The sequence below is a fragment of the Hyphobacterium vulgare genome (assembly GCF_042643335.1).
In the GTDB taxonomy this organism is placed as follows: domain Bacteria; phylum Pseudomonadota; class Alphaproteobacteria; order Caulobacterales; family Maricaulaceae; genus Hyphobacterium; species Hyphobacterium vulgare.
This window is the reverse complement of sequence record NZ_JBHRSV010000002.1, coordinates 83,964-108,714: the sequence shown is the minus strand read 5'-3', so window position 1 is coordinate 108,714 and position 24,751 is coordinate 83,964. Positions and strand designations below refer to the sequence as shown.

Here is a 24,751-nt window from a genome sequence, read left to right as displayed (position 1 = left end):
AAGATTCTACACAGACGAAACCGGGTGAAAGTCGATTTCAGTTTTCCCCAGCGGCGATGCGCCGGGCGTCTTCCTCGGCCCAGCGCAGCTCATAGGCCTCGGTGCGCTCGATCCGCTGATGGCCCCGGGCACGCCACAGGGTGAAGACGCGCTCGCGCCCGCCGCCGACCGGAATCCGGATCTCGCCGGCGGGTTCGAACGTCTCGAAATCCTCGCGCATGCGATGCGTATCGAGCGGTCGGTGGGAGACCACGAGCACAATGCCGTCATAGTCGAGCGGCAGCGGCCAGGTCTGGTCGGCGTGATTGTGCGGCGCGGCAAAGCGCTGCCACATGAAGAGTTCGGACTGAATGCCGGAGCCGTAGCGCTGCATCTCGTGGAAGACGTTGCGGTCGTCGAACAGCACGCCATCGTAATCACCGGCATTGGCGGCGTCGGCGATGGCGGTTGCTGTCTCCTCCCAGTTGCGCACGCGCTTGAAGGCATTCGACAAGCCCAGCGTCTCGGCCAGTGGCGGCGACATCGCGACGCTGGTGAAGACGATACCCACCGCGCAGCTGACGGCGACCGAGGCATAGAGCACATAGCGCCGCCAGGGACGGCCCGACAGCAGGATCACGGCGACCAGAAGGCTGGCGGCGATATAGGCCGCCGCCGCCCAGTTGGCGTGGGCGCGGCTGATGAAGGCCTGGGCCGAGACGACGAGAAGGATGGGAAGCGAGAACAGGACGAGGAAGAGCCGGTTGTTGCCGTCCATCGCCAGAGGGCGTTTCAGGGCCAGCCAGAAGCCCGCCAGCAATGTACCGAACAGGGCGAGGCCATAGCCGATGAATTGCGCGCCGATGAAATCGGCGAGTTCGGCGAAATGGAAATAGTTGCCGTCCCAGTTCGCATTGTCCGCGGTGTGCTGGACCGTGGCGAAGTCGTTGGCGGCATTCCAAAGCATGTTCGGCAGCAGGAAGACGAGGGCGATGCCGCCGGCGGTGAGCCCCTTCAGCGACAGCAGGGCGCGCCGGGCGGGCGGGTCCAGTGCCAGTGCGAGACCGGTGCCGATGGCGAAATAGATGATGGCGTATTTCGCGAGGAAGCCGAGGCCGACCGCAATGCCGAGTCCGATCGCGCTCGCCCATCCGCTGCCCTGCCGCAACCGGATGAGGGCATAGAGTGCGCCCGACCAGAAGGTCAGCAGGACCGCGTCGGTCGAGATGATGCCGGCCGACAGCCAGGCCCCCGGCATGGTGAGGTAGATGACGGCGGCCCAGAAACCGGTCCGGGGAGTCTCCAGCCGGCTGCCGGCCAGCAGCAGGAACAGACCGGTGAAGGCGTGAAAGACGTTCGAGGGCAGGCGGATCGCGAAATCCGTCACGCCGAGAAGCGAGGTCGAGGCCGAGATGACCCAAGCGATGAGCGGCGGTTTGGAAAAATAGCCCCAGTCGAGATTTTGCGACCAGACCCAGTATTGCGCCTCGTCGGGGTAGAGATCGACCGGGCTGAAGGCGAGCAGGGTGATCCGAAGCAATGTGAGCGCGGCGATGAAAACCAGCCCGGCTCTCAGCCAGGTCCGGCCGGTGGAATCATTCGGATGCCCCGCCTGTGTCACGTCGCTCTCCCCCCTGCGGACGGGTGTCGCATTTTCGCCGCAGCCCGCCAGAAATCGCGGTTCCGCGAGACCGCGTCAACCCGGCGTTTCCGTGCCGGTCCGGTGCGGCCGCCTGTCGCAGCCGAACCGGAATCCGATTGTGTGGATTATGGAATCCGATTTCACCCCGGCTTTGCCCTGATTGCCTTATCCAGACACGCTCCCGCGAGCGTCGCAAAACGTTCACAAACCTGTCACGCAAGTGTTGAGGGCCGGGCCTAATTGCCGCCGCGTCAACAAGGGGCATTGCGCCCCGTCCATTTTGGTCGAGAGTGGGGGACCACCCGTAATGTCTCTTCTTAAGAAGCTTTCCTACACCACCGCGACGGCAGCGCTCGTCGCGATGGCGTCCACCGCGGCGGTTCACGCCCAGGTGACCACCACGGAAATCCGTGGCTCGGTCGTCGATGCCTCCGGCGCGCCGATCTCCGGCGCCACCGTGCAGGTGATCCACCAGCCGACCGGCACGTCGTCGACGACGACGACCGGCTCGTCGGGCTCGTTCAGCGCCCGCGGCCTACGTCCGGGCGGCCCCTACATCGTCATCGCGACGGCGGCCGGCTATCAGGGCGGCCAGGCGGAAGACCTGTTCGCGCAGCTGGGCAATCCGCTGTCGGTCAGCATTTCGCTGGAATCCGGTTCGGGTGACACGATCGTCGTGACCGGTTCGCGTCTCGTGACCGCCGACGTCGCCGTCGGCCCGTCGGCCGTGTTCGACGCCGCGGACCTCGCCAACTCCCCGGCGATCAACCGCGACCTGAAGGACATCGTCCGTCTCGACCCGCGCGTCTATCTCGACGAGTCGTTCAACGACTCGATCCAGTGCGCCGGCGCGCACCCGCGCTTCAACTCGCTGACTGTCGACGGCATCGGCCTGAATGACGGTTTCGGCCTGAACTCGAACGGTTACCCGACCGAGCGCATGCCCTTCCCGTATGACGCCATCAACCAGGTGTCGGTCGAGCTGGCGCCGTTCGACGTCCAGTATGGCGGCTTCACCGCCTGTAACATCAACGCCGTGACGCGTTCGGGTACGAACGAGTTCACCGGCTCGCTGTTCTTCGACTACACCGACGACAACTTCCAGGGTGCCGAAGCGGAGCCGTTCGACGAGCAGCGCTACGGCTTTGCCTTCGGCGGCCCGATCATCCAGGACCGTCTGTTCTTCTACGGCGCCTATGAGCGCTTCGAGGGCGTGAACCAGTTCTTCCGCGGGCCGGAAGGTTCGGGCGCCACGGTTGAGGTCACGGGCTTCACCCAGGCCGAATACGACCAGATCCTGAACATCGCCCAGACCACGTACGGCTTCAACCCGGGCGGCATTCCGCAGTCTGCGGCGGCGCTGGACGAGAAGTACCTGATCCGTCTCGACTGGAACATCACCAACAATCACCGCGCGTCGCTCACCTACAACTATTCCGAAGGTCTGAACCGCACCGAGTCGGACGGTGACAACAACGAGTTCGAGTACGAGAACCACCTGTATGACCGGGGTGCGGCTCCGCTCGAAGCCTATGCCCTCCAGGTCTTCTCGGACTGGACGGACAATTTCTCGACGGAAGTGCGCGTCGCCTACAACAGCGTCGACTTCCAGCAGGCTTCGGTGAACGGCACCGACATCGGTGAAATCCAGATCCGCGATGGCGCCAACACCATCTATCTGGGCGCCGACGACTCGCGTCACTCGAACCAGCTGAACTACGATACGCTGCAGATCCGGCTGGCCGGTTCGTACGACTTCAACGACCACCTGATCACGGCCGGTTACGAGCGTCTGACGTTCGACATCTTCAACCTGTTCGTCCAGCACACCGAAGGCGAGTTCCGTTTCAACAACATCACGGACTTCCAGAACGGTCTGGCCGCGCGCGTCTACTACGGCAACGCCGCGGGCACGAACAATCCGGCCGACGCGGGCGCCAGCTTCGCCTACGACGTCCACACCCTCTATGCGCAAGACGAGTTCCGTCCGCATCCGGATGTGAACATCACCGCCGGTCTGCGTTATGAGTGGTACACGTCGGAAGACCGTCCGAACGAGAACGCCAACTTCCTCGCTCGCAACGGCTTCTCGAACACGTTCAACCTCGACGGCGTCGACCTGCTGCAGCCGCGCCTCGGCTTCGAGTGGGATGTCAACGACGCCCTCTCGGTCCGCGGTGGTCTCGGCCTGTATTCGGGTGGCAACCCGAACGTCTGGGTGTCGAACAGCTACTCCAACGACGGCATCACCAACATCCAGCTGCTGGCGTTCAACGTCGACCTGAACGCGGTCACCAACGTGCAGGACGAAGGCGGTCAGGGCCGCCCGCTGTGGGGCATCCCGCAGGACCTGTTCGATGGCGTCGCCACCGGCACCGCGAACTCGACGGTCAACGCGATCGACCCGAACTTCGAAACCCCGTCGGAGTGGAAGTTCGCCATCGGTGCGACCTACGACTTCGACATGCCCTTCATGCAGTTCGAAGATCAGACCCGCCTGCTCGTCGATGTGCTGTACTCGCAGTCGCGTGACGGCGTCCTGGTCCGCGACATCGCGCTCCAGCAAGTCGGCACCGCCGCGGCTGACGGCCGTCCGGTCTACCGCCGGATCGACCGTTCGGACCCCGATTGCGTCGCCAATCCCGGCACCGTTGCGGCTCCGAACCCCGCCTGTACCTATCGCGGCTTTGACAATGACCTGCTGCTGACCAACTCCGAAGGCGGCAGCCAGTTCGTGTTCTCCGCGATCCTGCAGCAGGAGTTCGCGAACGACATCGATCTGAACCTGGGCTATGCCTATGTCGACTCGACGGACGTCAACCCGATGACCTCGTCGGTGGCGTTCTCGAACTGGGTCAACATCGCGACCAGCGACATCAACAACCCGACCGAAGCCACGTCCAACTACGAGATCCCGCACCGCTTCACGATGCGTCTCTCCTGGCAGCGCGCCTTCTTCGGTGAGTACATGTCGCGGGCCACGCTGTTCGGTCAGGCCTTCCAGGCCCGCCCGTACTCCTGGACCTTCGGTGGCAACACCAACTCGAACATGTTCGGTGACGGTCAGGAATACGTGCACCTCCTCTACGTGCCGCTGGCCAACGACCCGAACGTGATCTACGGGCCGAACTTCGATCAGGCGGCGTTCGACGCCTTCGTGAACCAGTATGGCCTGGCTCGCGGTCAGATCGTGGAGCGCAACGGCGAAGAAGGCAGCTGGTCGAACAAGTTCGACCTGCGTCTCGAGCAGGAATTCCGCGGCATTCTGCCGGGTCACACCTCCTCGGCCTTCCTGGTCGTCGAAAACATCGGCAACCTGATCAATGAAGACTGGGGCATCATCTCCCAGGCCGGCTTCCCGCAGCGTATCGGCGTGGTCGACGGTCAGCTGGGTGCTGACGGCCGCTACACCTACACCAACTTCTTCGCTCCGACCCCGGAGCGCGTGGTTGGCGACGTGTCCTTCTGGACCGTCCGCATGGGCCTGCGCTACGAGTTCTAATTACTCAGAGCGCAGTCTCGACGAGACTGGATCGGGGCGGCCTTCGGGCCGCCCCTTTTCTTTGTGCAACCACTGTCGCTGGCTTGTCGCGCAACCGTGGCAGGACTGGTATCAGTGAGGAAATATACGGGGAGAGTTCCGATGCTGCCGATCAGCCGCCGTCTGGCCCTCAAATCTGCCTTCGCCGCCGCGGCGGCCGGCTTCGTGCAGCCCTGGCGGGGCACGGCGATCGCGCAGACCGGGCCAATGCCCGGTGACCCGTTCAGCCTCGGTGTCGCGTCGGGCGATCCGACCCCGGACGGTTTCGTGCTCTGGACCCGGCTCGCGCCGCTGCCGCTCGATCCGGCGGGCGGGCTCGGCGAGCAACCCGTCGAGGTGCTGCTCGAGGTCGCCGAAGACGCGAATTTCCGCCGCGTCGTGCGCAGCCAGCGCCTGATGAGCCGCCCGGATCGTGCCCACGCGGTTCACGCCGAGATCTACGGCCTGCCGGCAGGCCGCGAGTTTCACTACCGCTTCCGTGCCGGCGGGGCGGACAGCCCGACCGGGCGTACACGGACGGCCCCCGAATTCGGCGCGCCGCTGGACCGGCTTCGGGCGGTGTGGGTGTCGTGCCAGCACTATGAGCAGGGCTTCTACACGCCCTACCGGGACATCGTGGCGCAGAACCCCGACGTGCTGATCCACACCGGCGACTATATCTACGAATCGAGCTGGGGGCCGCAGGTCCGCCGCCACCCGGCGCCGGAGCCCTATGATCTCGCGGGCTATCGGCTGCACCATGCCGCCTACAAGCTCGACCGCGATCTGCAGGCGGCGCACGCGGCGATGCCGTGGCTGTTCATCTGGGACGATCACGAGGTCGACAACGATTATGCCGGCGACGTCGCCGAGGAGCCGCACGTCCCGCTCGACGAATTCCGCCAGCGCCGCATCGCGGCCTACCGGGCCTATTTCGAGCATCTGCCGCTGCGCGGCCGGTCGGTGGTGACCGCGGCCGGACAGATGCGCACCTGGGGTTCGTCGGTGTGGGGCGATCTGGTCGAGTTCTGGCTGACCGATGGCCGGCAATACCGCACGCCCGATCCCTGCCCCTCGCCGGAGGATCGCGGCGGCCATCTCGAACCGCGGACCTGTCCGGGCTTCCAGGACGAGAACCAGACCTATTTCGGCCGCGAGCAGGAGGAATGGCTGCGGCGCAATTTCGGACGCGGCACGGCGCGCTGGGACGTGCTGGTGCAGGCGACGCTGTTCTCGCGCCTCAACCAGACCCTGCCGGACGGCACGCCGGCGGCGTATACCGATGGCTGGGACGGTTTCCCGATCGCGCGCCGGCGGATGACCGACATCATCGGCGGCCGCAATCCCAACACCGTCATTCTCGGCGGTGACATGCACTGCCACTGGGCGGCGAATGTGAAGGCCGATTACGACGATCCGGATTCGGCGGTGATCGCGTCGGAATTCGTCACCACGTCGATTTCGTCGCATTCCTATTCCTACAACCTGTTCAATGCGATGCTGCCGAACAATCCGCACATCTTGCATATGGATGACCGCCAGCGAGGCTATGGCATGGCCGATTTCAGCCGTGACCGGACCGAGGTGGCGCAGCGCGTGGTGGACGGCGTGGCCCGGCGCGACCAGGGCGCGGCGAGTGACCAGGCGCGCTGGGTGATCGAGGCCGGACGACCCGGCCCGCAACGCGTGTGACCCCTCCCGCCGGGACCGGGGAAATGCTAGGGAGCGCGGCATGACAATACGCATCCCGATCGAGACCGCGCGGCAGGCCCGCGTGTTCACATGCTGGCCGGCGGACGGCGATCTCTGGCTCGAGAATCTCGAGCCGGCGCGCGCCGAATTCGCGGCTTTTCTGTCGCTGATGATGGAGAGGAATGACGCCGGTCACACCCTGCCGGTGACGGTGCTGGCAGCGAACGCGGAGACCGAGGCCTCGGTGCGGGCTGCGATGGGCGACGCGGTCGACATCCTTCGCGCGCCCTATGGCGATGTCTGGACGCGCGATACCGGGCCGGTCTTCGGCTGGCGCGATGGCAAGCTGATCGCCGTGTCCTTCCGGTTCAACGGCTGGGGCGGCAAGTATGAACTGCCGGGCGACGACAAGGTCGGCGCGGTGGTGGCGAAAGCCGCCGGGGCGGTGATGCGCCCGGTCGAGCTGATCGCCGAGGGCGGCGCGCTTGAATTCGACGGGCAGGGCACGGTGCTGACGACCCGCCAATGCCTGCTCAATGCCAACCGCAATCCCGGGCTCGGCGAGGCCCAGGTCACCGCGCTCCTGAAGGAGGCGCTGGGCGTGGAGAAGGTGCTCTGGCTCGATGACGGGCTGCTGCACGACCACACCGACGGGCATATCGACAATGTCGCGCGCTTCATCGCGCCGGGTGTGATTGTCTGCCAGGAGGCCGCTGGCGATGACGATCCGCAGGCCGAGGTGCTCGACACCTGCGCCGAACAGCTTTCAAGGATGCGCGACGCCACGGGCCGGCCCCTGAAAGTCATCCGGATTCCCTCGCCGGGCCTGGTGACGGACGCGGAGGGCGAGGTGCGTCCGGCCTCGCACATGAACTGGGTCGTCGGGCCGAAAAACATCGTGCTTCCGACCTATGGCACCCCGTCCGGGGACGAGGCGGTCCGCGTCTTGCAGGCACAGATCGCAGATAGGCAGGTGATTGCGAGCCCGTCTTCGCATATCCTGTCGGGTGGCGGGTCGTTCCACTGCGTCACCTGCCATGTACCGGAGGGAAGGGGATAGATCATGTTTTCGCGTTGTGTACTGGGTGTGGCCGCGGCTGTCTGGGCTTGCGGGACGGCCGGTGCGCAGCATGCCGCGCAGGTCATTGCCAGCGGCCCGCTGACCACGGCGTCGAGTGCCGTCTATCTGTCGCCGGCCGAGATTGACGCATTTTCCGGCCTGCCTCGCGAAACAATCTATCTCGACGCCTTCCGCGAACGTCTCGACCAGGTCATGGCGCGTCAGGAAACGGTTGGCCTGGCGGTCGCCGTTCTCGAGCATGGCGAACCGGTCCTGGTCTATGTCGGCGGTGAGGAAGCAGCCGGGTCCGGCCGCCCGATCCGCCGCGACACGCTGTTTCGCGCTGCCTCCGTCTCCAAGGGGATGTCGGCGACCCTGCTGGCGCTTCTCGAGCATGAAGGCCGGCTCGATCTGAGCCAGCCTGTCCCCAACGAGCTGCTGCCGCTGCCGCGCGGGCAGCAGGCCAACGCCCTGCAGCTGCTGTCGATGCGGACCGGCCTGCCCAGCCACGCCATGGACCGGCAGATGGAGGGCGGCCAGAATGTCTCCCTGCTGCGCCAGCGGCTCGACACATTGCGCCCCGCCTGTGCGCCGGGGGAGTGCTACACCTATCAGAATGTCGCCTATGCCAGCCTCGAAGTGATCGCGGCGCAAGCCGCCGGGCTCGATTTCTCGACCGCTCTGCGGGCCTATCTGTTCGACCGGGTCGGCATGCACACGGCGACAGTCGGCGCTGCGGCCATGCGCGCCAGCGACAGCTGGGCGCGCCCGCACCGCCGCCGCGACCGCGACGATGACGGCAATCCGCTGCCCGGCGATCCGGACACCGTCTATGACAGCGTCCCGGCGGCGGCGAGCGTCAATGTCTCGATCGACGACATGATCGCCTGGGCGCAGGCGCAGCTCGGCACGTCCGGCCTTCTGCCGCAATCGGTGCTCGATCGTGTGCACACGCCGCAGGGCGAGACGCCGTCGCAGACGCGTCGGCTGTACCGCTTGAGCGAGCGCATCGACAACACCTGGTACGCCCTCGGCTGGCGCGTCTACGACTGGAACGGCCAGACACTGCTGACCCATTCGGGCTATCTGTCGGGTTACGGCGCACAGATCTATATGGAACCGGAGACCGGCTTCGCCTATGTCGGTCTCTGGAACATGGACGGTGACGCCCCCTGGTGGCTGTTCCCGACCCTGATGGATCTGCGGATGGTGGACGGGCCGGCGGACTGGCTCGATCAGCTCGACGAGGACTAGACCCCTTCGATGGGAAAGAATCTGATCAAGGTTGCGGCGATCCAGGCCGCCTTCGGCACCGACATGGCCGCGAATATCGCGGTCGTGGCCGGGCATGTGCGCGAGGCTGCCAGCCAGGGCGCGCATATCGTGCTGCCGCCCGAACTCTTCCAGAATCACTATTTCTGCAAGACGCAGGAAGAGCACTGGTTCGCCCATGCCTATCCGGCGTTGGAGCATCCGTGCGTGACCGCGCTGCAGCCGCTCGCTGCCGAGCTCGACATCGCCATTCCTGTGTCGATCTTCGAGCGCGACGGGCCGCGTTATTACAATTCGCTGGTGATGATCGACGCCGGCGGCAAGGTGATGGGCACCTACCGCAAGAGCCATATCCCGGACGGGCCGGGCTATATGGAGAAGTATTATTTCCGGCCCGGCGACACCGGCTTCAAGGTCTGGAAGACGAAGCATGGCCGCGTCGGCGTCGGCGTGTGCTGGGACCAGTGGTTCCCGGAAAGCGCCCGGATCATGGCGCTGATGGGCGCGGAGGTGCTGATGTATCCGACCGCGATCGGGTCCGAGCCGCATGATGACAGCCTCGACACGGCGGCCCGCTGGCGCCGGGCGATGCAGGGGCATGCGGTATCGAATGTGATGCCGGTCGTGGCCGCCAACCGCTATGGCGACGAGGACGGGCAGTCCTTCTACGGAACTTCTTTCATCTGCGATCATTCTGGAGAGGTCGTGTCGGAGCTGGGACGCACCGGCAGCGGCGTCATCACGGCCGAATTCGACCGGGATTTCCTCGACCGCCACCGCGCGGCCTGGGGCTTCTTCCGCGACCGGCGCACCGATCTCTACAGACCCTGGTTCAAATGAACGCGCGAAACGTACCGCCCAAACTCACCATCCGCAGCGCCAATACCGGTGACATAAACGACATCATCGCTCTGCAGGAACGCGCCTATCGGGGGCTTGAACCCGATACGCCCGGCATGTTGCGCGGGCGCCTGGCGCGCTTCCCGGAGGGCCAGATCGTCATCGAGATGGATGGCCGGCTGGCGGGCTGGTGTTCGAGTTTCATCATCGACGAGGCGGCCGCGTTCGACCACGCCCACACGCTCGACGGGATCACCGGCCACGGCTATCTCTCGCGGCACAATCCCAATGGCGACTGGCTCTATGGCGCGGAGGTCGCTGTCGATCCCGATGTCCGCCGGATCCGCATCGGCCAGCGGCTCTACGATGCCCGGCGGCGGCTGTGCGAGGAGCTGGGCCTCAAGGGTATCGTGTTCGGCGGACGGCTGCCGGGGCTCAGGCGCAAGATCAGGGAATACGGTACGCCGGAAGCCTATCTTGACGCGGTCCGGGCCAAGCAGGCGCGCGATCCGGTCGCCTCCTTCCAGATGCGGATGGGGTTCGAGCCGGAAGGTATCATCCACAACTATTACACCGAGGACCGCGACAGTCTCGGCCACGCCTCGCTGATGGTGTGGCGCAATCCCGGCCATGTCGCCGCCAGCAGTGACCAGCCCTGGCAGGCGGCGAAGGACACGGTGCGCGTCGCGACCGTTCAATTCCAGGCGCGCGCCGTGGAAACGCTCGACGAGTTCGAGCGCAATGTCGAATATTTCGTCGATGTGTGTTCGGACTACCGGGCGGATTTCTGCGTCTTCCCGGAAATGTTCACCGTGGCGCTGCTGGCGCTGGAAAAGCGCAAGCTGTCGCCGGCGGAATCGATCGCCGCGCTGACCCGGCATACGGCGCGTTTCCGCGAATTCATGAGCGAGCTGGCCGTCGGCTACAACATCAACATCATCGGCGGCTCGCATCCGACACGGACCGAGGACGGCGAGATCCAGAATGTCGCCTACATCTTCCTGCGCGACGGCTCGGTGCATGCGCAGGAAAAGATCCACCCGACGCCGAACGAGAAATTCTGGTGGAATATCAAGGGCGGCGACGAAGTTCACTCGATCCAGACCGATTGCGGACCGATCGGGGTGCTGATCTGCTATGACAGCGAATTCCCCGAACTCGCCCGGCGGCTGACCGACGAGGGCGCGCGCATCCTGTTCGTGCCCTACGCGACCGATGACCGGACCGGTCATCTGCGCGTGCGCTATTGCTCGCATGCCCGGGCCATCGAGAACCAGGTCTATGTCGTCACCTCCGGCAATGTCGGGAATCTGCCGGGTGTCGAGAACATGGACATCAATTATGCCGAGAGCGCGGTGATCACGCCGTGCGACTTCCCGTTCGCGCGCGACGGGCTGGCCGCGGTGGCGACGGAGAATGTCGAGACGATCGCGGTAGCCGATCTGCGGCTCGACGAGCTGGTCACGGCGCGCCATACGGGCACGGTGCGCAATCTGCACGACCGGCGTTTCGACCTCTACAAGGTGACCTGGAAGGACCGCGGCTAGGCGGCCGAGGAATTGCGCACCGCCGGCCAGGCAAGGCCCGCGGCGAGCGCTGCGCCGAGCGACGGCCAGGCAAAGGCGATGGCCTGGTCGATCAGGCCCTGGGTAAGGCTGACCGCGGCGACGGAGAGGCCAAGGGCCACGATCGCGCCGGCGAGGGTCAGAAAGGCAAAACGCACAGACATCACGCACGTCTCCGCACCTTGAGCGGAGACCCTAACCCGACTCCGCTAAAATCCGGTTAGCGGCTGCAAATGGCGGCATTTCGGCGCTTCGGGGCCGGAACGCAGGCCATGCCGGGACGTTGATTCGGCAGGCTGGGGGATCGGTATTCGAAGGAGACCTCCCCAATGACTGAACGTGCTCAAGGACGCCGCGTCGCCATTCTCGCCGCAGACGGTTTCGAGGAAGCCGAACTGTTCCAGCCCAAGGAGGCGATCGAGACCGCCGGCGGCGAAGCCATCATCGTTTCGCTGAAATCCGGCGAGATCGAAGCCAACCGCCATCGCGACAAGGGCCGCAGCGTGCTGGTCGACCGCACGGTGGACAGCGTCAAGGCCGAAGACTTCGATGCGCTCTACGTGCCGGGCGGCCTGTTCTCGCCCGATGCGCTGCGCCGCGAGGAGACGGTGCGCCGGTTCGTGCACGACTTCTTCACGCAGAAAAAGCCGGTGGCCGCGATGTGTCACGGCCCGCAGGTGCTGATCGACGCCGATGTGGTCAGTGGACGGACAATGACCTCGGTCGACAAAATCCGCTGCGATCTGGAAAACGCCGGAGCCAAGGTGGTCGACGAAGAAGTTGTCGTCGATGATGGCCTGATCACCAGCCGGACGCCGGAAGACCTCAACGCTTTCTGCGACAAGCTGGTCGAGGAGATCGGCGAAGGCAGACACGCTGCGCAGGCGCAGTCGGTCTGACTGACCGGCGATCGGTCTGGTAGGGGGCGGCTCATGCGGGCCGCCCTTTTCGCGGCAGGAGACGGCGTGCGGCACGATCCCGCACGCTGCCTTCCCGGAACTCGTGTTAGCCTTCCGGGACCAACAGGAGGGATGACATGAACGAACGCAAGATCTCGATCGAACAGCATAGCGGTATCGGCATGCTGTGGTTCGGCGGCTGGCTGTTCTCGATCGGCTATCTGAATCTGGGTTTCTGGCAGGGTCTGCTGGGCCTGCTCATCTGGCCGTATTTCCTCGGGGTCCATTTCATGCCGGTGGCGGGGTAGGCTCGCCACCTCCGACGCCCCCCGGTTTCGCGAAGCGAAGACCGGGGTCCAATCGGGATCCCGGATCGGCTGCGCCGTCCGGGAAACGTCAGTTGAAAGGTTGATGGGGTCCCCATGAAAATGGGGACCTGAAGCTCGCACCCAGCTACGGATTTCCAATGCCCGTCCCCGCGAATGCGGGGATCGCGGGAACCCCAGAGAGAGAATCCGGGAAGGCTCACCCCACCCCGCTTCCGGCGACCTGAAGGTCGGTGCTCGCGTCCCTCCCCTTCGAGGGGAGGGGAAACGCTCAGAGCAGCGCGCCGGCGATGCCGTCGAAGATGAATTGCGCGGCGAGGGCGGCGAGGATGACGCCCAGGATGCGGGTGATCATCGCCGCCAGCGTGTCGCCGATCAGCTTCATCAACGGTCCGACGGCGAGGAAGATGACAAGGCAGAGGACGAGGTTGGCCGCGAGCCCGCCAAGGACGGCGAGCTGACCGCCGACGGTCGCGCCTTCGCCCGACATGAACAGCATGACCGAAGCGATCGCGCCCGGACCGGCCAGCATCGGGATAGCCATCGGGAAGACGGAAATGTCCTCTTCCGACGTCATCGGCGTGCCGTCCTCATGCGCCATGTTCTCGACCCGCTCCTCGCGCCGCTCGGTGCGCTTTTCGAAGATCATGTCGAGCGCGATGAGGAAGAGCAGCACGCCGCCCGCAGCGCGGAAGGCGTCGAGGCTGATGTGCAGCGCGCCCAGCAGCCATTCGCCGAGATAGGCGAACATGAGCAGGACGCCGGTCGCGATCAGCACCGACTTGATGGCCATGGCGCGGCGGTGTTTTGCACTCGACTGGTCGGTCAGCGCGGCGAAGATCGGCGCAACGCCGATCGGGTCGATGACGACGAAGAAGGTGACGAAGCTGGCGCTCAGCAGTGCGATGTCGAAGCCGGTCATGGCGTAGGTCCTGCGGGTCGGAAATGAAACCGCCGCCTATCATGACCGGGCGGGAATGGCGATGCCGCGTCGGGGCAATTCCGGTTTGCTTTAACTCAGTCCCTCTGCCGCCCGAGATAGAAGACCGGGATGCCGATGACGACGAGACCCAGCCCCCAGGCGATGACTTCAAGGCCCGAGCCGAGAATGGCAAAGCACGAGTAGAGCGCCGCCGCGAGTGCGAGCCCGGTCCAGGCCCGCGACGAACGCCAGGAATGCCGGAATTCGGCCAGCGCGCTGACGAGATAGGGGGCAAGCGTCATCAGCGTGGAGATCATCAGCATGAAGGTGAAGGCCGCAACGAGGCCTCTTGTGTAGTTCGCGATCAGCAGGATGGAGGACAGGGTCGAAGCCGCGATCAGCGAAAAGGCGGGCGCGCCCTGGGCGTTCAGCCGGGCGAAGACTTTCGGTGCCAGCCGGTCGAGCGCCACGGCCATCGGCATCTGTCCGGAAATGAAGATATTGCCGTTCATCGACCCGGCCGTGGCGACCAGCGCCCCGGCAGCGATCATCATCGGCCCCCAGGCGCCGAGATTGCGCGCGGCGTCGGCGAAGGGCGATGTTGACACGGCAAGGTCCGCGGCCGGAACCAGCAGCATCACCGCCGCCGTCGCGGCGATATAGACGAGGGTGGTGACGACGACCCCGGCGACCACGGCGCGCGGGATGGTCCGTTCCGGGTCTGTAACTTCGCCCGCCGGAATGGTTCCCGCCTCCATGCCGGCAAAGGCCCACATGGTCAGCAGGGCGCAGGCGGCCAGAACGCCGAGGACCGGTCCGCCCGACGGATTGAGCTCGGGCAGGTTGGCGGCATCGCCGAAGACGAGACCCGCGAGGATGATGACGACGAGCGGGACGAGTTTCAGGATCGTCATGACCAGCTGGACGAGGCCGGCCTCGCGCGTGCCGCGGATCGACACCCCGGTGAGTGTCCAGATCAGGACCAGCGCGGCTGCGGCCTGTCCCATCGGATTGTCCGACAGCGCGGGAATGAAGACGGTGAGATAGCCGGTGAATGCGACCGCGACCGCGGCCGTCGCCGTCCACACCGAGGCCCAATAGCCCCAGCCGACGAGGAAGCCGGGCAGGTCGCCGAAGGCATCGTGCGCAAAGGCATAGGGGCCGCCGGTACGTTTCGTCCGGCTGGCCAGGCGGCCGAGGACAAGGGCGATGGCGATCGATCCCGCGCCTGTGATCAACCAGCCGCCGAAACTCAGGAGGCCATAGGGGGCGAGCACGGTCGGCAGCAGAAAAACGCCCGAGCCGATCATCACGCCGACGGTCAGCGACCACACGGCCCAGAAACCGAGCGGCCTGGGCCGGGCCGTGTTCGCGTCGCGCATGTGTCCCCCTCGCCGGCGGTCAGCCGGCCTGCGCGTAGATTCCGCGCAGATAATTGTGCCATTGCCAGAGTGCGGTTTCCTGCGCCGGGCAGTAGCGGCCCGGCTCGTAGACGCCCGTCTCCAGCGCCTTCTGGACGTGCTGGCAGATCAGCCGGTCCTCTTCCTGCACGCTGTCGGAGAAGGCGTCGTCCTCGGCGGCGCGGGCCTCGTTTCCGGGCGTGTAGTAGAAGTCGAACTCGACGCGGCAGCGGTCCGGCCCGTCGGCGACGATGCGGTTGGTCTGCATGCGGCCGGGCAGGATGTTCAGCATCGTGTTGGGGAAGAGGAAGACGTAGAGCGCCTCGCCCTTCGCATAGGGTCCGGTGTCGCCACTGACCGGCGAGACCTGGATCGAGCCCCAGTCGAACAGTTCGATCCGGTAGTCCCGGTAGTCGATCAGCGCATTGAGGCCGGGGTGCAGGACCGGGACGTGATAGCCCTCGAGATAATTGTCGGCATAGACTTTCCAGTTGCTCTCGACGGTGTAGACGCGGGACGAATGGTGGCGCATCCCGCCGAGGCGATAGGGGTCTAGCCGTGCCCCGATATCGCCGATGACCGCGTCGAAGTCGGGACCGTTTCCGGCGCTGGTGAAGACCATGCCCTGCCATTCGCGAACGTCGATGGGCCAGAGCGCGATCTCGCGGTGGTCGAAATCGGCCGCATCCTGCATTTCCGGGGCGACTTTCAGCCGGCCGTCCAGGTCATAGATCCAGCCGTGATAGGCGCAGCGCAGGCGCTTCGCGCCCTTGCCGTCGCAAAGCGCCAGTGGGCCGGCGCGGTGGCGGCAGATGTTGAAATAGCCCGCGAGCGCGCCGTCCGGCTTGCGCACGATGACGACCGGCTTGCCACCCAGCTCGCGGACGATGTGGTCGCCCGGTGCGGCCAGCGCCGAGGCCGGCGCGACGGCCTGCCAGCCCGGAGCGAGCAGATGGTCGCTATCGAAGCGGTGCCAGGCCGCGCCGGAATAGAATTCGGCGGGCAGGGCGGAGGCCTGCTCGAGCGGCTTCTGTTCCAGCCCGTCGCGGCGCGGTGATGCGTGATCGTCCATGGCCGGACGCTAGGCGCGGCGGCGGGCAGCGGCAAGGAAAAGCTGATTGCAGAAAAGAAAACGGCCGGAGCGAAGGCTCCGGCCGTGATCGTCCGTAAACGGAGGACGTGTTCTAGTCGTTGAACATGTCGCCATAGCGGTGGCGCGGACGGGTCTTCCAGGCGCCGCGATAGAAGACATCCGAGACGATGACCGGGGCGACCGTGGTCGCTTCGGCGAACACCATCTGCTCCAGCGCCACATCGACCTTGCCCCAGGAGCAGGCTTCCTTGAGCGTCGAGGACGAGCAGGCGCCGTCGCGCACGTCGGCGACAGTGATCTGCACCGCATAGGCGTGCATCGGCACGTCCTCGCCGAGGATTTCCGCGCACACGACCGTGTCCTGCGCGAAGTTCTTCGGCACGCCGCCGCCGACCATGAACAGGCCGGTCGTGCCGGCCTTGATCTTGATGTCGGTCAGTTCGCGGAAGTCCGCCACCGAATCGATCGACAGATAGGGCTTGCCCGCCTTCATGCGCTGGACCTGGTGCTTCACCAGGCCGAAGCCGGCCGAGCAGTCGGAGAAGGCCGGGCAGAAGATCGGCACGCCGTGCTCATAGCATTCCTGGACGAGCGAGCCCGGCTTCTTGGCATTGCCGTCGGCGAGCCATTTGCCCATCGCCTTGATGTAGGAGCGCGAGGAGCGCGGGCCCGGCTCGAGCATGTCGGCGATTTCGAGCGTGGCATGGTCGCAGGCCTGCAGCTCTTCCTCGTCGATATAGGTGTCGTAGATGCGGTCGATATAGAGATCGCGCAGCACGCGGTCGTCCGGGACCTCCCGGGCCTGGTAGTGCTTGAAGCCCATGGCTTCGAAGAAATCCATGTCGACGATGGCGGCGCCGGTCGAGACGATGGCGTCGACCATGTTGTTGCGCACCATGTCGCGCCAGACATGCATGCAGCCGCCCGCCGAGGTGGAACCGGCCAGCGTCAGGATGACGGAGCAATCCGGGTCGGCCACGGCGGCCTGAAGGATGCGCGCGGCGCGCGCGGCATCACGCGAGGTGAAGGACATCTTCTCCCAGGCGTCGATGATGACGCGTCCGTCGAAGGACGCGATGTCGATGTGCTCGACGGGATGCTCGAGCAGTTTGGCTTTCTCGTTCGACCGTTCAGTCATGGTTGTTCAATACCTGTCGTTTCGTGGGTCGGGTGGCCCGCCCCCTAGCATGAAAAAGACCGCTGCGTCCCGCCCGGAATGGCCGGGCGGGACGAAGGCGGGGTGATGCGGGAAGCCGGACTAGCGCCGGCGCATCCGCTGCTTGCGGCGCTTGGCGCGCGGGAAGGCGAGCACCGAAGCGGTCTGGTGGACGGTTTGCGGCTTGCGCTTGCCGTCATAGAGGCTCTGCCACGGGAAGTCCCGGACCGCGGCGGTCTCGACCTGGCCGAAACCGTTGAACCGGGTCGTCATGGCGGTGCCATAGGCGCCGAGCATGCCGATCTCGATGACGTCGCCTTCGCGGATGTCTGCCGGCAGGTCGTAGGGGCCGGGCATGGAATCCATCGAATCGCAGGTCGGACCGAACAGGCGGTAGGGGGCGAGATCGCCGCCCACTTCGCCGGTCTCGCGCCAGACCCGCATCGGGAAGGGCCATTTGGCGTGCGCCGCGTCGAACAGACAGCCATAGGAGCCGTCATTGAGGTAGAGCGCGTCGCCCTTCCTCAGTTCGACCCGGGTCAGGATCGAGGTCGATTCCGCGACCAGGGCCCGGCCCGGTTCACACCACAGATCGGCGTTCTCGAGGACCATCATTTCCTCGAAGGCGGCCTCGATCGCGGCGACATAGTCTTCCAGCGGCGGCGGCATCAGGCCCGGATAGATCGACGGGAAACCGCCGCCGACATCGACGATGTCGACCGTCACGCCGGCCCGCGCGATGAGGCGGCTCGCCTCCATCATCGCGGCGCGGTAGGCGGACGGATCCATGCACTGGCTGCCGACATGGAAGCTGATGCCCAGCTCGGCGGCAACGCCGCGGGCCTTCAGGATCAGGTCGGGCGCGTCGAAGGCGCTGGCGCCGAACTTGCCGGCCAGCGGCAGGGCGGAGCCGGCATTCGACACGGCGATGCGGACGATCAGCGTCAGGTCGCGGGCGTGTTCGGTCTCGGTCAGGATCTTGTCGAGCTCGGCTTCGCAGTCGAGCACGAAGATGCGGACGTTATAGTCGAAATACGCCTTGCGGATCGCATCGCGGCTCTTCACCGGATGCAGGAAAGCCGCCGTCGCACCCGGACAGCGCTCGCGCACCAGCCGCACCTCGTCGAGCGAGGCGACGTCGAAAAAGCGGATTCCGGCCGCGTAAAGACCGTCGATGACCCATGGAGACGGGTTCGCCTTGACGGCGTAAAGCGTCTCTCCGGAGAAATTGTCCTGGAACCAGCGGGCCGCTACGGCCAGACGGTCAGGGCGCGCGCACGCGACCGGACCCTCGGAAAGCCGACGGCGGACCAGGTCCAGGGGCGAGTGGTACGTTTCCAACGCACGAGACCCCCTGTGAGGCAGTTAACCCAATCCGGCATCGTCACCTCCGCCGGGACTGCGGAAATAGGGTTTTCCGGACCCGGTGTAAAGAGGAAAACGATGCGGTACTTCCCTGTCCCTGCATGGCCGAAGCCGCCCCAGTCCCGACAAGGCATAACGCGCAATGTGACGGGAATGTGCCGGATCCGGAAATGATCCCGGATCGGAGGCTGTGACACGGAACTGAAATCGAATTGTCGCCGTTCCGTTGCGGCTCTGACACCAAAAATTCACCGTCGAATTCAGCGCTGTGTTGCCGCCGTCACGCTGCTCAATATACACATAGTTTCAATAACTTAACATGTAAGCATTCGCGCCGGAGGGGTATGTGACACTTCCTTGTCCACTCCGTGACATGTGTGATGCGAAACCGTCATCCCCGTGTAGCAAATCTCGGATTGTTTCGCGGCGATTTCGCGAGCGGCGCGTCATGGCCGCTGGCGAAGTGTTGCTTTTGCGCCATCAATCCGGGGGACACCCATGCCGCACACCTTCTCTTACAAACGACTCGCGCTGGCCTGCGCGACCGGGCTGCTGGTCGCAGCCTGCTCGCAGGGTTCCAGCATTGAATCGCCTGGCGTCACCAATCCGGGCACGCCCCCGGGTGGCGGCGGTGGTGGCGGTGGCGGTGGCGGCGGTTCGGGTGCCGCGCCCTGCCCGACCGGCTTCACCTGCCGCGCGACCGCCGTCGGCGGCAACACGGTTGCCGTCGTGTCCGGCGCGGTCCTGACCAATCTGACGCTGCGCAACGAAACCGGCGTCGTCTATGAAATCGACGGCCGTCTGGACATCGGTTCGGACGTCGGCGCGACCGGCACGGCCGGCGGCACCGCTGCCCGCCTGACGATCGAGCCCGGCGTGACGATCTTCGGCACCAGCGGTCAGGACTATATCGTGGTGAACCGCGGCTCGCAGATCGAAGCCAACGGCAATGCCGCGAACCCGATCATCTTCACTTCGCAGAACGACATCGAGCGCCGCGCGGACAACGATCCGACCAATGACGATGGCGGCTCGAACATCGGCGAATGGGGCGGCATGGTCATTCTCGGCCAGGCGCCGATCAACCGTTGCCGCGATGCGGCGACGCCCGGTACCGCGCAGTGCGAGAACATCGTGGAAGGCGTGACCAATCCGGACGCGCTCTACGGCGGTGCCGACGCGGCGGACAATTCGGGCATCCTGCGCTATGTGCAGGTCCGCTTCGCCGGTTTCGCGATCAATACCCAGGGCAATGAGCTGAACGGCATCACGCTCGCCGGCGTCGGCTCGGGAACGACCTTCGAATACGTCCAGGTCCACAACGGCTCGGACGACGGCATCGAATGGTTCGGCGGCACCGTGAACGGCCGCTACCTGGTCGTGACGGGTGCGGACGACGACTCGCTCGACACCGACAACGGCTTCCAGGGACGCAACCAGTTCGTCGTGGTGCGCCAGCGTACCGATGGCGGCGACAACATCGTCGAAGCCTCCTCGGTCGGCCCCGGCGTCACGCCGCTGTCGAATGCCACCTTCTCGAACTTCACCTTCGTCGGCGACCGCACCAACGCCTTCCGCCTGAACACGGGTACGGTTGGCCGCTACGTCAACGGCGTGGTGAATTTCGGCGATCCCTGCTTCCGCTGGGAAGCCTCGGCCGGTGACGGCCAGGCGGGCTACAGCCAGGCCAATGATCCGCGCTTCCAGTCGGTCCTGTTCGACTGCACGGCGCTCAACACCGGCAACTCCGACGCTGCTGCGGCAAGCGGTGCGGTCAATGCCGATCCGAACAATCTGGTCGGTGCCAACTCGCTGGCCGCGACCTTCTTCCCGGGCCCGGTCGAGAGCGGCATCACGGCGGTCAATCCGTCGACGATCGATCTCTTCTTCCAGCCGGCAAACTATGCCGGCGCCTTCTCGCCGACCGAAACCGAAACCAACAACTGGGCCGCTGGCTGGACCGTCGGCCTGTTCCCGCCGGCGACCTGCCCGACGGGCACGACCGACTCCGGTTTCGACATCAACGGTACGACGGTTTGCCGCATCACGGGCGTCATCACCGATGACATCCGCCTGACGCGCGGCAATTTCTACGAGATCGTCAACCGCGTCGACATTGGTATCGACGTTGGTGCCGACGGTACGGCGCAGGGCGGCGATGCCGGCTCGCTGACCATCGAATCGGGCGTCACCCTCTTCGGTGACAGCGGCGCCGACTACATCGTCGTGAACCGCGGTTCGCAGATCTTCTCGAACGGCACGCGCACCAACCCGGTCATCATGACCTCGGAAGCCGACGTGACCAACGCGCCGGGCGACCGCACCGACGCCATCTCCGAGTGGGGCGGCCTCGTCATCCTCGGTCGTGCGCCGATCAACCGTTGCCGCGACGCGGCGACGCCGGGCACGGTGGCCTGCGAGAACATCGTGGAAGGCGTGACCAATCCGGATGCGCTCTACGGCGGTGCGACGGCGAACGACAATTCCGGTTCGCTGACCTTCACCCGCGTGCAGTTCGCCGGTTTCGCGATCAACACCCAGGGCAATGAGCTGAACGGCATCACCTTCGCCGGCGTCGGCTCGGGCACGAATGTCGCCAACATCCAGGTTCACAACAACTCGGATGACGGCGTCGAATTCTTCGGCGGCGGCGTGAATGTCCGCTACCTGGTCCTGACCGGCAATGACGACGACTCCATCGATACCGACAACGGCTACAATGGTCGCATCCAGTTCGCGATCGTGACCCAGCGGGCCAATGGCGGCGACAACATCAACGAAGCCTCCTCGGTGTCTCCGGGCGTGCTGCCGTCGAACCCGATGGTCGCCAACTTCACCCTGGTCGGTAACCGGACCAATGCGTGGCGTCTGAACACCGGCACGGTCGGCCGCTACATGAATGGCGTGGTCGACTTCGGAAAGCAGTGCTTCCGCTGGGAAAGCTCCGCGGGTGACGGCGTCGCCGGCTACAACATCCAGGCCGATCCGCGCTTCAACTCGGTGCTGTTCGACTGCGACGGCGGTGTTGCCACGGGCAATTCCGACGCCGCGGCCGCCAGCGGTGCGATCTCCGCGGACCCGAACAATGTCATCGGCGCCTCGACCCTCACCGGCACCTTCATCAACGGTGCCAACGAGACGGCCGTGACGGCGATCGACCCGAACTCCGTCGATCCCTGGTTCATGACCACCACCTACGCCGGTGCGGTCCAGAACAACCAGGATCGCTGGTGGGCGGACTGGTCCTGCGGTCTCGAAGCCTCGAGCCCTTGCTGACACCGGAAATGGACGGGCCGGAGCAATCCGGCCCGTCCGATGCCGGGGTCATCAGTCATCAGATCAAAGGGTAGATTTCATGAGACGCGCACTTTCATTCAGCGGGGCTCTGCTGGCGACGACGATGTTCCTGTCGCCTGCCGCGCTCGCGCAAGAGGCGGATACGGCGGATACGCCGGATGCCGCCGCCTCGACCCCTGACGACGTCGTTGTCGTCCGCGGTCAATACATCCCGGAACCGCAGCGCCAGACCGCGCAAGTGGCCTCCTTCATCACGCCGGAAGACCTGACCCGTTCGGGCGACTCCAATGCCGCGATCGCGCTGACCCGCCTGTCGGGTCTCAGCATCGTCGGCGGCCGGTTCGCCTATGTCCGCGGTCTCGGCGACCGGTATTCCGCCGCTCTGCTCAACGGCTCGCCGCTGCCGAGCCCGGAGCCGCTGCGCCGGACCGTTCCACTCGACCTGTTCCCGTCGGACGTGCTCGACACGATCTCCGTGCAGAAGACCTATTCCTCCAACTATCCGGCGGAATTCGGCGGCGGCCTGATCGACCTGCGCACGCTGCGCCTCCCGGCCGAGGGCTTCCTCAACGTGTCGGTGGGTACCAGCTACAACACGTACACGACGCAAAACACCGGCATCTATCACTATGGTTCGGACTGGGACTGGACCGGTTGGGATAACGGCCTTCGCGAAGTGCCGCGCGTGCTGCGCGGTTACCTGCAGGGCAGCCAGCCGCTTTCTTCCCGCACCGATGCCGAGATCGAAGCGGCGGGCGAAAGCCTGCTCAACTCGCCGATCAGCGTCATCCAGTCGGGCGATCTGCGTCCGAATTCCTCCTTCGGCATCGATGGCGGAGATGCCTGGTATGTCGGGGATCTCGAAGTCGGCTTCGTGGCCGCGGCCGGTTATTCCCAGGATTGGGAAACCCAGCGTGCCCGCCGCCAGTTCGTGCTCGGCGACATCATCGGCAACGATTTCACCACCACGGAAACGTCGCTGAACGTCACCGTCAACGGCCTCGCCTCGCTTTCGGCCTCGACCGACAATCACGAAGTCCAGGCGACCACCTTCTACGTGCACACCACGTCGAAGGAGACGCAGATCGACACCGGGCGCGACTTCAACGCGCAAGGGGCGACCGGTCTGGTGTGGGACGAGTCCTCGGGTTGGTACGAACGCGAACTGGCCATGTTCCAGCTGTCGGGCGAACACACGTTCGGCGATCTGGAACTGCGCTGGCGCGGGGCCACCGCCCAGGCGTCCCGCGATGCGCCCTACCAGCGCTCGCTTCGCCGCTTCATCGACGCGAATGGCGACATTCTCTACTCGGTGGCGAACAACTACTCGATCGCCTTCTCCGATCTGACCGACGACATCACCAGCTTCGGCGGTGAAGCCGTCTACACGATCAACTGGCAGGACGGGCGTCAGCTCGAACTGATGGTCGGCGGCGATACCTCGTCCACCGACCGTTCGTTCAACTTCACGGCCCTGCGTTTCGCCGGCGGCAACTCGCTGCCGGACGACGTGCAGCGGGCGCGTCCGGACTATCTGTTCTCGCCGGACAACATCGATCCGAACCGTTTCGTGCTTCAGGAAATCGCCACGCCGAACGACTCCTACGCGGCGTCGCTGGACGTTGATGCGCTGTTCGCCCAGGCGAATATCGACATCACCAGCTTCATCCGCGCCACGATCGGCGTGCGCTATGAAGATGCCACGGAAACGGTCCAGACCTTCGACCGTTTCGGCAATCTGGGGGCCGGCTCGCTGCTCGAGAATGACTATCTTCTCCCGGCGGCGACCCTGACCTGGAACTTCGCGGACGACCTTCAGCTTCGCCTCGGCTACTCCGAGACGATCGCGCGTCCGCAATTCCGCGAACTGGCCCGTTCGGCCTTCTTCGATCCGGAATCGGAGCGTCTGTATCGCGGCAACAGCGGCCTCGTGGACTCCACGATCCGCAACTATGATGCGCGCCTCGAATACTATCTCGGCCGGGACCAGTTCATCACGGTCGCGGGCTTCTACAAGCAACTCGAGGATCCGATCGAAGAGGTGCAGTTCTCGACCTCGACCTTCGTGTTCGAGACCACCTTCATCAACTCGCCGGAAGCCACGGTGCAGGGCGTCGAGCTCGAATACCGCACCTATTTCCAGATGCCGCTCGACATCGAGTGGTTCCAGGATCGCGACTGGCGCTTCTCGGTGAACTACACCTTCACCGACTCCGAGGTTCAGGCCGGCGCCAACGACCAGGTGTTCGACCCGATCACCGGATCGCTGCGTCCTGCCAGCCTCTACAATCTGGACGGCTCGCAGCTTCAGGGCACGTCGGAGAATATCGTCAACGCGCAGTTCGGCTGGGAAACCGATGTCGAACAGCTCACCCTGCTTCTGAACTGGGTGGACGACCGCATCCTGCAGCGTGGTCTCACGCAGCCGGGTGCGGAACTGCCGGACGTGATCGAAGCCCCGGGCATTCAGCTTGATCTGAACTACCGCCGGGACTTCGAGATCGACGGGCAATCCTTCACCGTGCAGGCCGGCGCCCGGAACCTGCTCGACGAGGACCACCGTGAATTCCAGATCAATCCGACGATCGGTGAGACGGAGTTCAACACCTATGAGCGCGGCCGGACCTTCCAGGTCAGCCTGACCGCGCACTTCTAGGATCGTGACGGCCCTTCGGGGCTGTCACAAATCCGCAGAAGAGTCGTCAAGAAACTGAAGCCCGGGC

At 65.2% G+C, this 24,751-nt stretch carries 17 protein-coding genes; 10 read left to right on the top strand and 7 right to left on the bottom strand.

Going from position 1 to position 24,751, the window contains the following annotated elements:
• Positions 1 to 37: 37 nt before the first annotated feature.
• Complete coding sequence (locus ACFOOR_RS04535; RefSeq protein WP_343165008.1) at positions 38 to 1,600, bottom strand: ArnT family glycosyltransferase; 1,563 nt, start codon at positions 1,598 to 1,600, stop codon at positions 38 to 40.
• Positions 1,601 to 1,928: 328 nt separating this feature from the next.
• On the opposite strand from ACFOOR_RS04535, the gene ACFOOR_RS04530 reads away from it, so the two are divergent.
• The 6 genes from ACFOOR_RS04530 (at position 1,929) to ACFOOR_RS04505 (ending at position 11,552) form a co-directional block, all read left to right on the top strand.
• A complete protein-coding gene (locus ACFOOR_RS04530; protein ID WP_343165009.1) occupies positions 1,929 to 5,123 on the top strand; it encodes a TonB-dependent receptor in 3,195 nt (1,064 codons plus the stop codon).
• A 141-nt stretch (positions 5,124 to 5,264) separates the two neighbouring features.
• On the top strand, positions 5,265 to 6,833 hold the full coding sequence (locus tag ACFOOR_RS04525) for an alkaline phosphatase D family protein (protein WP_343165010.1): 1,569 nt from the start codon (positions 5,265 to 5,267) through the stop codon (positions 6,831 to 6,833).
• Positions 6,834 to 6,873: 40 nt separating this feature from the next.
• On the top strand, positions 6,874 to 7,893 hold the full coding sequence (locus ACFOOR_RS04520; RefSeq protein ID WP_343165011.1) for an agmatine deiminase family protein: 1,020 nt from the start codon (positions 6,874 to 6,876) through the stop codon (positions 7,891 to 7,893).
• A 3-nt stretch (positions 7,894 to 7,896) separates the two neighbouring features.
• Positions 7,897 to 9,147: a serine hydrolase domain-containing protein gene (locus ACFOOR_RS04515; RefSeq protein ID WP_343165012.1), complete on the top strand. Its 1,251-nt coding sequence runs from the start codon at positions 7,897 to 7,899 to the stop codon at positions 9,145 to 9,147.
• A 9-nt stretch (positions 9,148 to 9,156) separates the two neighbouring features.
• Positions 9,157 to 10,005, top strand: coding sequence for an N-carbamoylputrescine amidase (gene aguB / locus ACFOOR_RS04510; RefSeq protein WP_343165013.1), 849 nt, complete (start codon positions 9,157 to 9,159; stop codon positions 10,003 to 10,005).
• A complete protein-coding gene (locus tag ACFOOR_RS04505) occupies positions 10,002 to 11,552 on the top strand; it encodes a GNAT family N-acetyltransferase (protein WP_343165014.1) in 1,551 nt (516 codons plus the stop codon). The genes aguB and ACFOOR_RS04505 overlap by 4 nt, the downstream gene beginning before the upstream one ends.
• On the opposite strand, the gene ACFOOR_RS04500 is transcribed toward ACFOOR_RS04505, so the two are convergent.
• Positions 11,549 to 11,734, bottom strand: a complete 186-nt coding sequence (locus ACFOOR_RS04500) for a hypothetical protein (RefSeq protein WP_343165015.1) — start codon at positions 11,732 to 11,734, stop codon at positions 11,549 to 11,551. The two genes, ACFOOR_RS04505 and ACFOOR_RS04500, sit on opposite strands and share 4 nt — an antisense overlap.
• A gap of 165 nt (positions 11,735 to 11,899) precedes the next feature.
• On the opposite strand from ACFOOR_RS04500, the gene ACFOOR_RS04495 reads away from it, so the two are divergent.
• Positions 11,900 to 12,469 carry a type 1 glutamine amidotransferase domain-containing protein gene (locus ACFOOR_RS04495; RefSeq protein ID WP_343165016.1) on the top strand — a complete coding sequence of 190 codons (570 nt, stop codon included), beginning with the start codon at positions 11,900 to 11,902 and terminating at the stop codon, positions 12,467 to 12,469.
• Between the two features lie 137 nt (positions 12,470 to 12,606).
• Entirely contained in the window at positions 12,607 to 12,777 is a 171-nt protein-coding gene (locus ACFOOR_RS04490) for a hypothetical protein (protein ID WP_343165017.1), read from the top strand.
• A gap of 289 nt (positions 12,778 to 13,066) precedes the next feature.
• Here ACFOOR_RS04490 and ACFOOR_RS04485 read toward each other — a convergent pair whose 3' ends face one another.
• The 5 genes from ACFOOR_RS04485 to ACFOOR_RS04465 all read right to left on the bottom strand — a co-directional run bounded on the left by ACFOOR_RS04485 (position 13,067) and on the right by ACFOOR_RS04465 (position 18,707).
• Positions 13,067 to 13,717, bottom strand: coding sequence for a MarC family protein (locus tag ACFOOR_RS04485; RefSeq protein WP_343165018.1), 651 nt, complete (start codon positions 13,715 to 13,717; stop codon positions 13,067 to 13,069).
• Positions 13,718 to 13,812: 95 nt separating this feature from the next.
• Positions 13,813 to 15,099, bottom strand: coding sequence for an amino acid permease (locus ACFOOR_RS04480; RefSeq protein ID WP_343165019.1), 1,287 nt, complete (start codon positions 15,097 to 15,099; stop codon positions 13,813 to 13,815).
• A gap of 19 nt (positions 15,100 to 15,118) precedes the next feature.
• On the bottom strand, positions 15,119 to 16,189 hold the full coding sequence (locus ACFOOR_RS04475; RefSeq protein ID WP_343165020.1) for an aromatic ring-hydroxylating oxygenase subunit alpha: 1,071 nt from the start codon (positions 16,187 to 16,189) through the stop codon (positions 15,119 to 15,121).
• 112 nt (positions 16,190 to 16,301) lie between these two features.
• On the bottom strand, positions 16,302 to 17,348 hold the full coding sequence (locus ACFOOR_RS04470; protein ID WP_343165021.1) for a 1,9-bis(guanidino)-5-aza-nonane synthase: 1,047 nt from the start codon (positions 17,346 to 17,348) through the stop codon (positions 16,302 to 16,304).
• Between the two features lie 120 nt (positions 17,349 to 17,468).
• Positions 17,469 to 18,707, bottom strand: coding sequence for a type III PLP-dependent enzyme (locus ACFOOR_RS04465; RefSeq protein WP_343165022.1), 1,239 nt, complete (start codon positions 18,705 to 18,707; stop codon positions 17,469 to 17,471).
• A 522-nt stretch (positions 18,708 to 19,229) separates the two neighbouring features.
• Here ACFOOR_RS04465 and ACFOOR_RS04460 point away from each other — a divergent pair.
• Both ACFOOR_RS04460 and ACFOOR_RS04455 read left to right on the top strand, forming a co-directional pair.
• The gene (locus tag ACFOOR_RS04460) at positions 19,230 to 22,007 is read left to right on the top strand and encodes a hypothetical protein (protein WP_343165023.1); all 2,778 of its coding nucleotides are present in this window, start codon (positions 19,230 to 19,232) and stop codon (positions 22,005 to 22,007) included.
• 79 nt (positions 22,008 to 22,086) lie between these two features.
• Entirely contained in the window at positions 22,087 to 24,684 is a 2,598-nt protein-coding gene (locus ACFOOR_RS04455; protein ID WP_343165024.1) for a TonB-dependent receptor domain-containing protein, read from the top strand.
• Positions 24,685 to 24,751 lie beyond the last annotated feature (67 nt).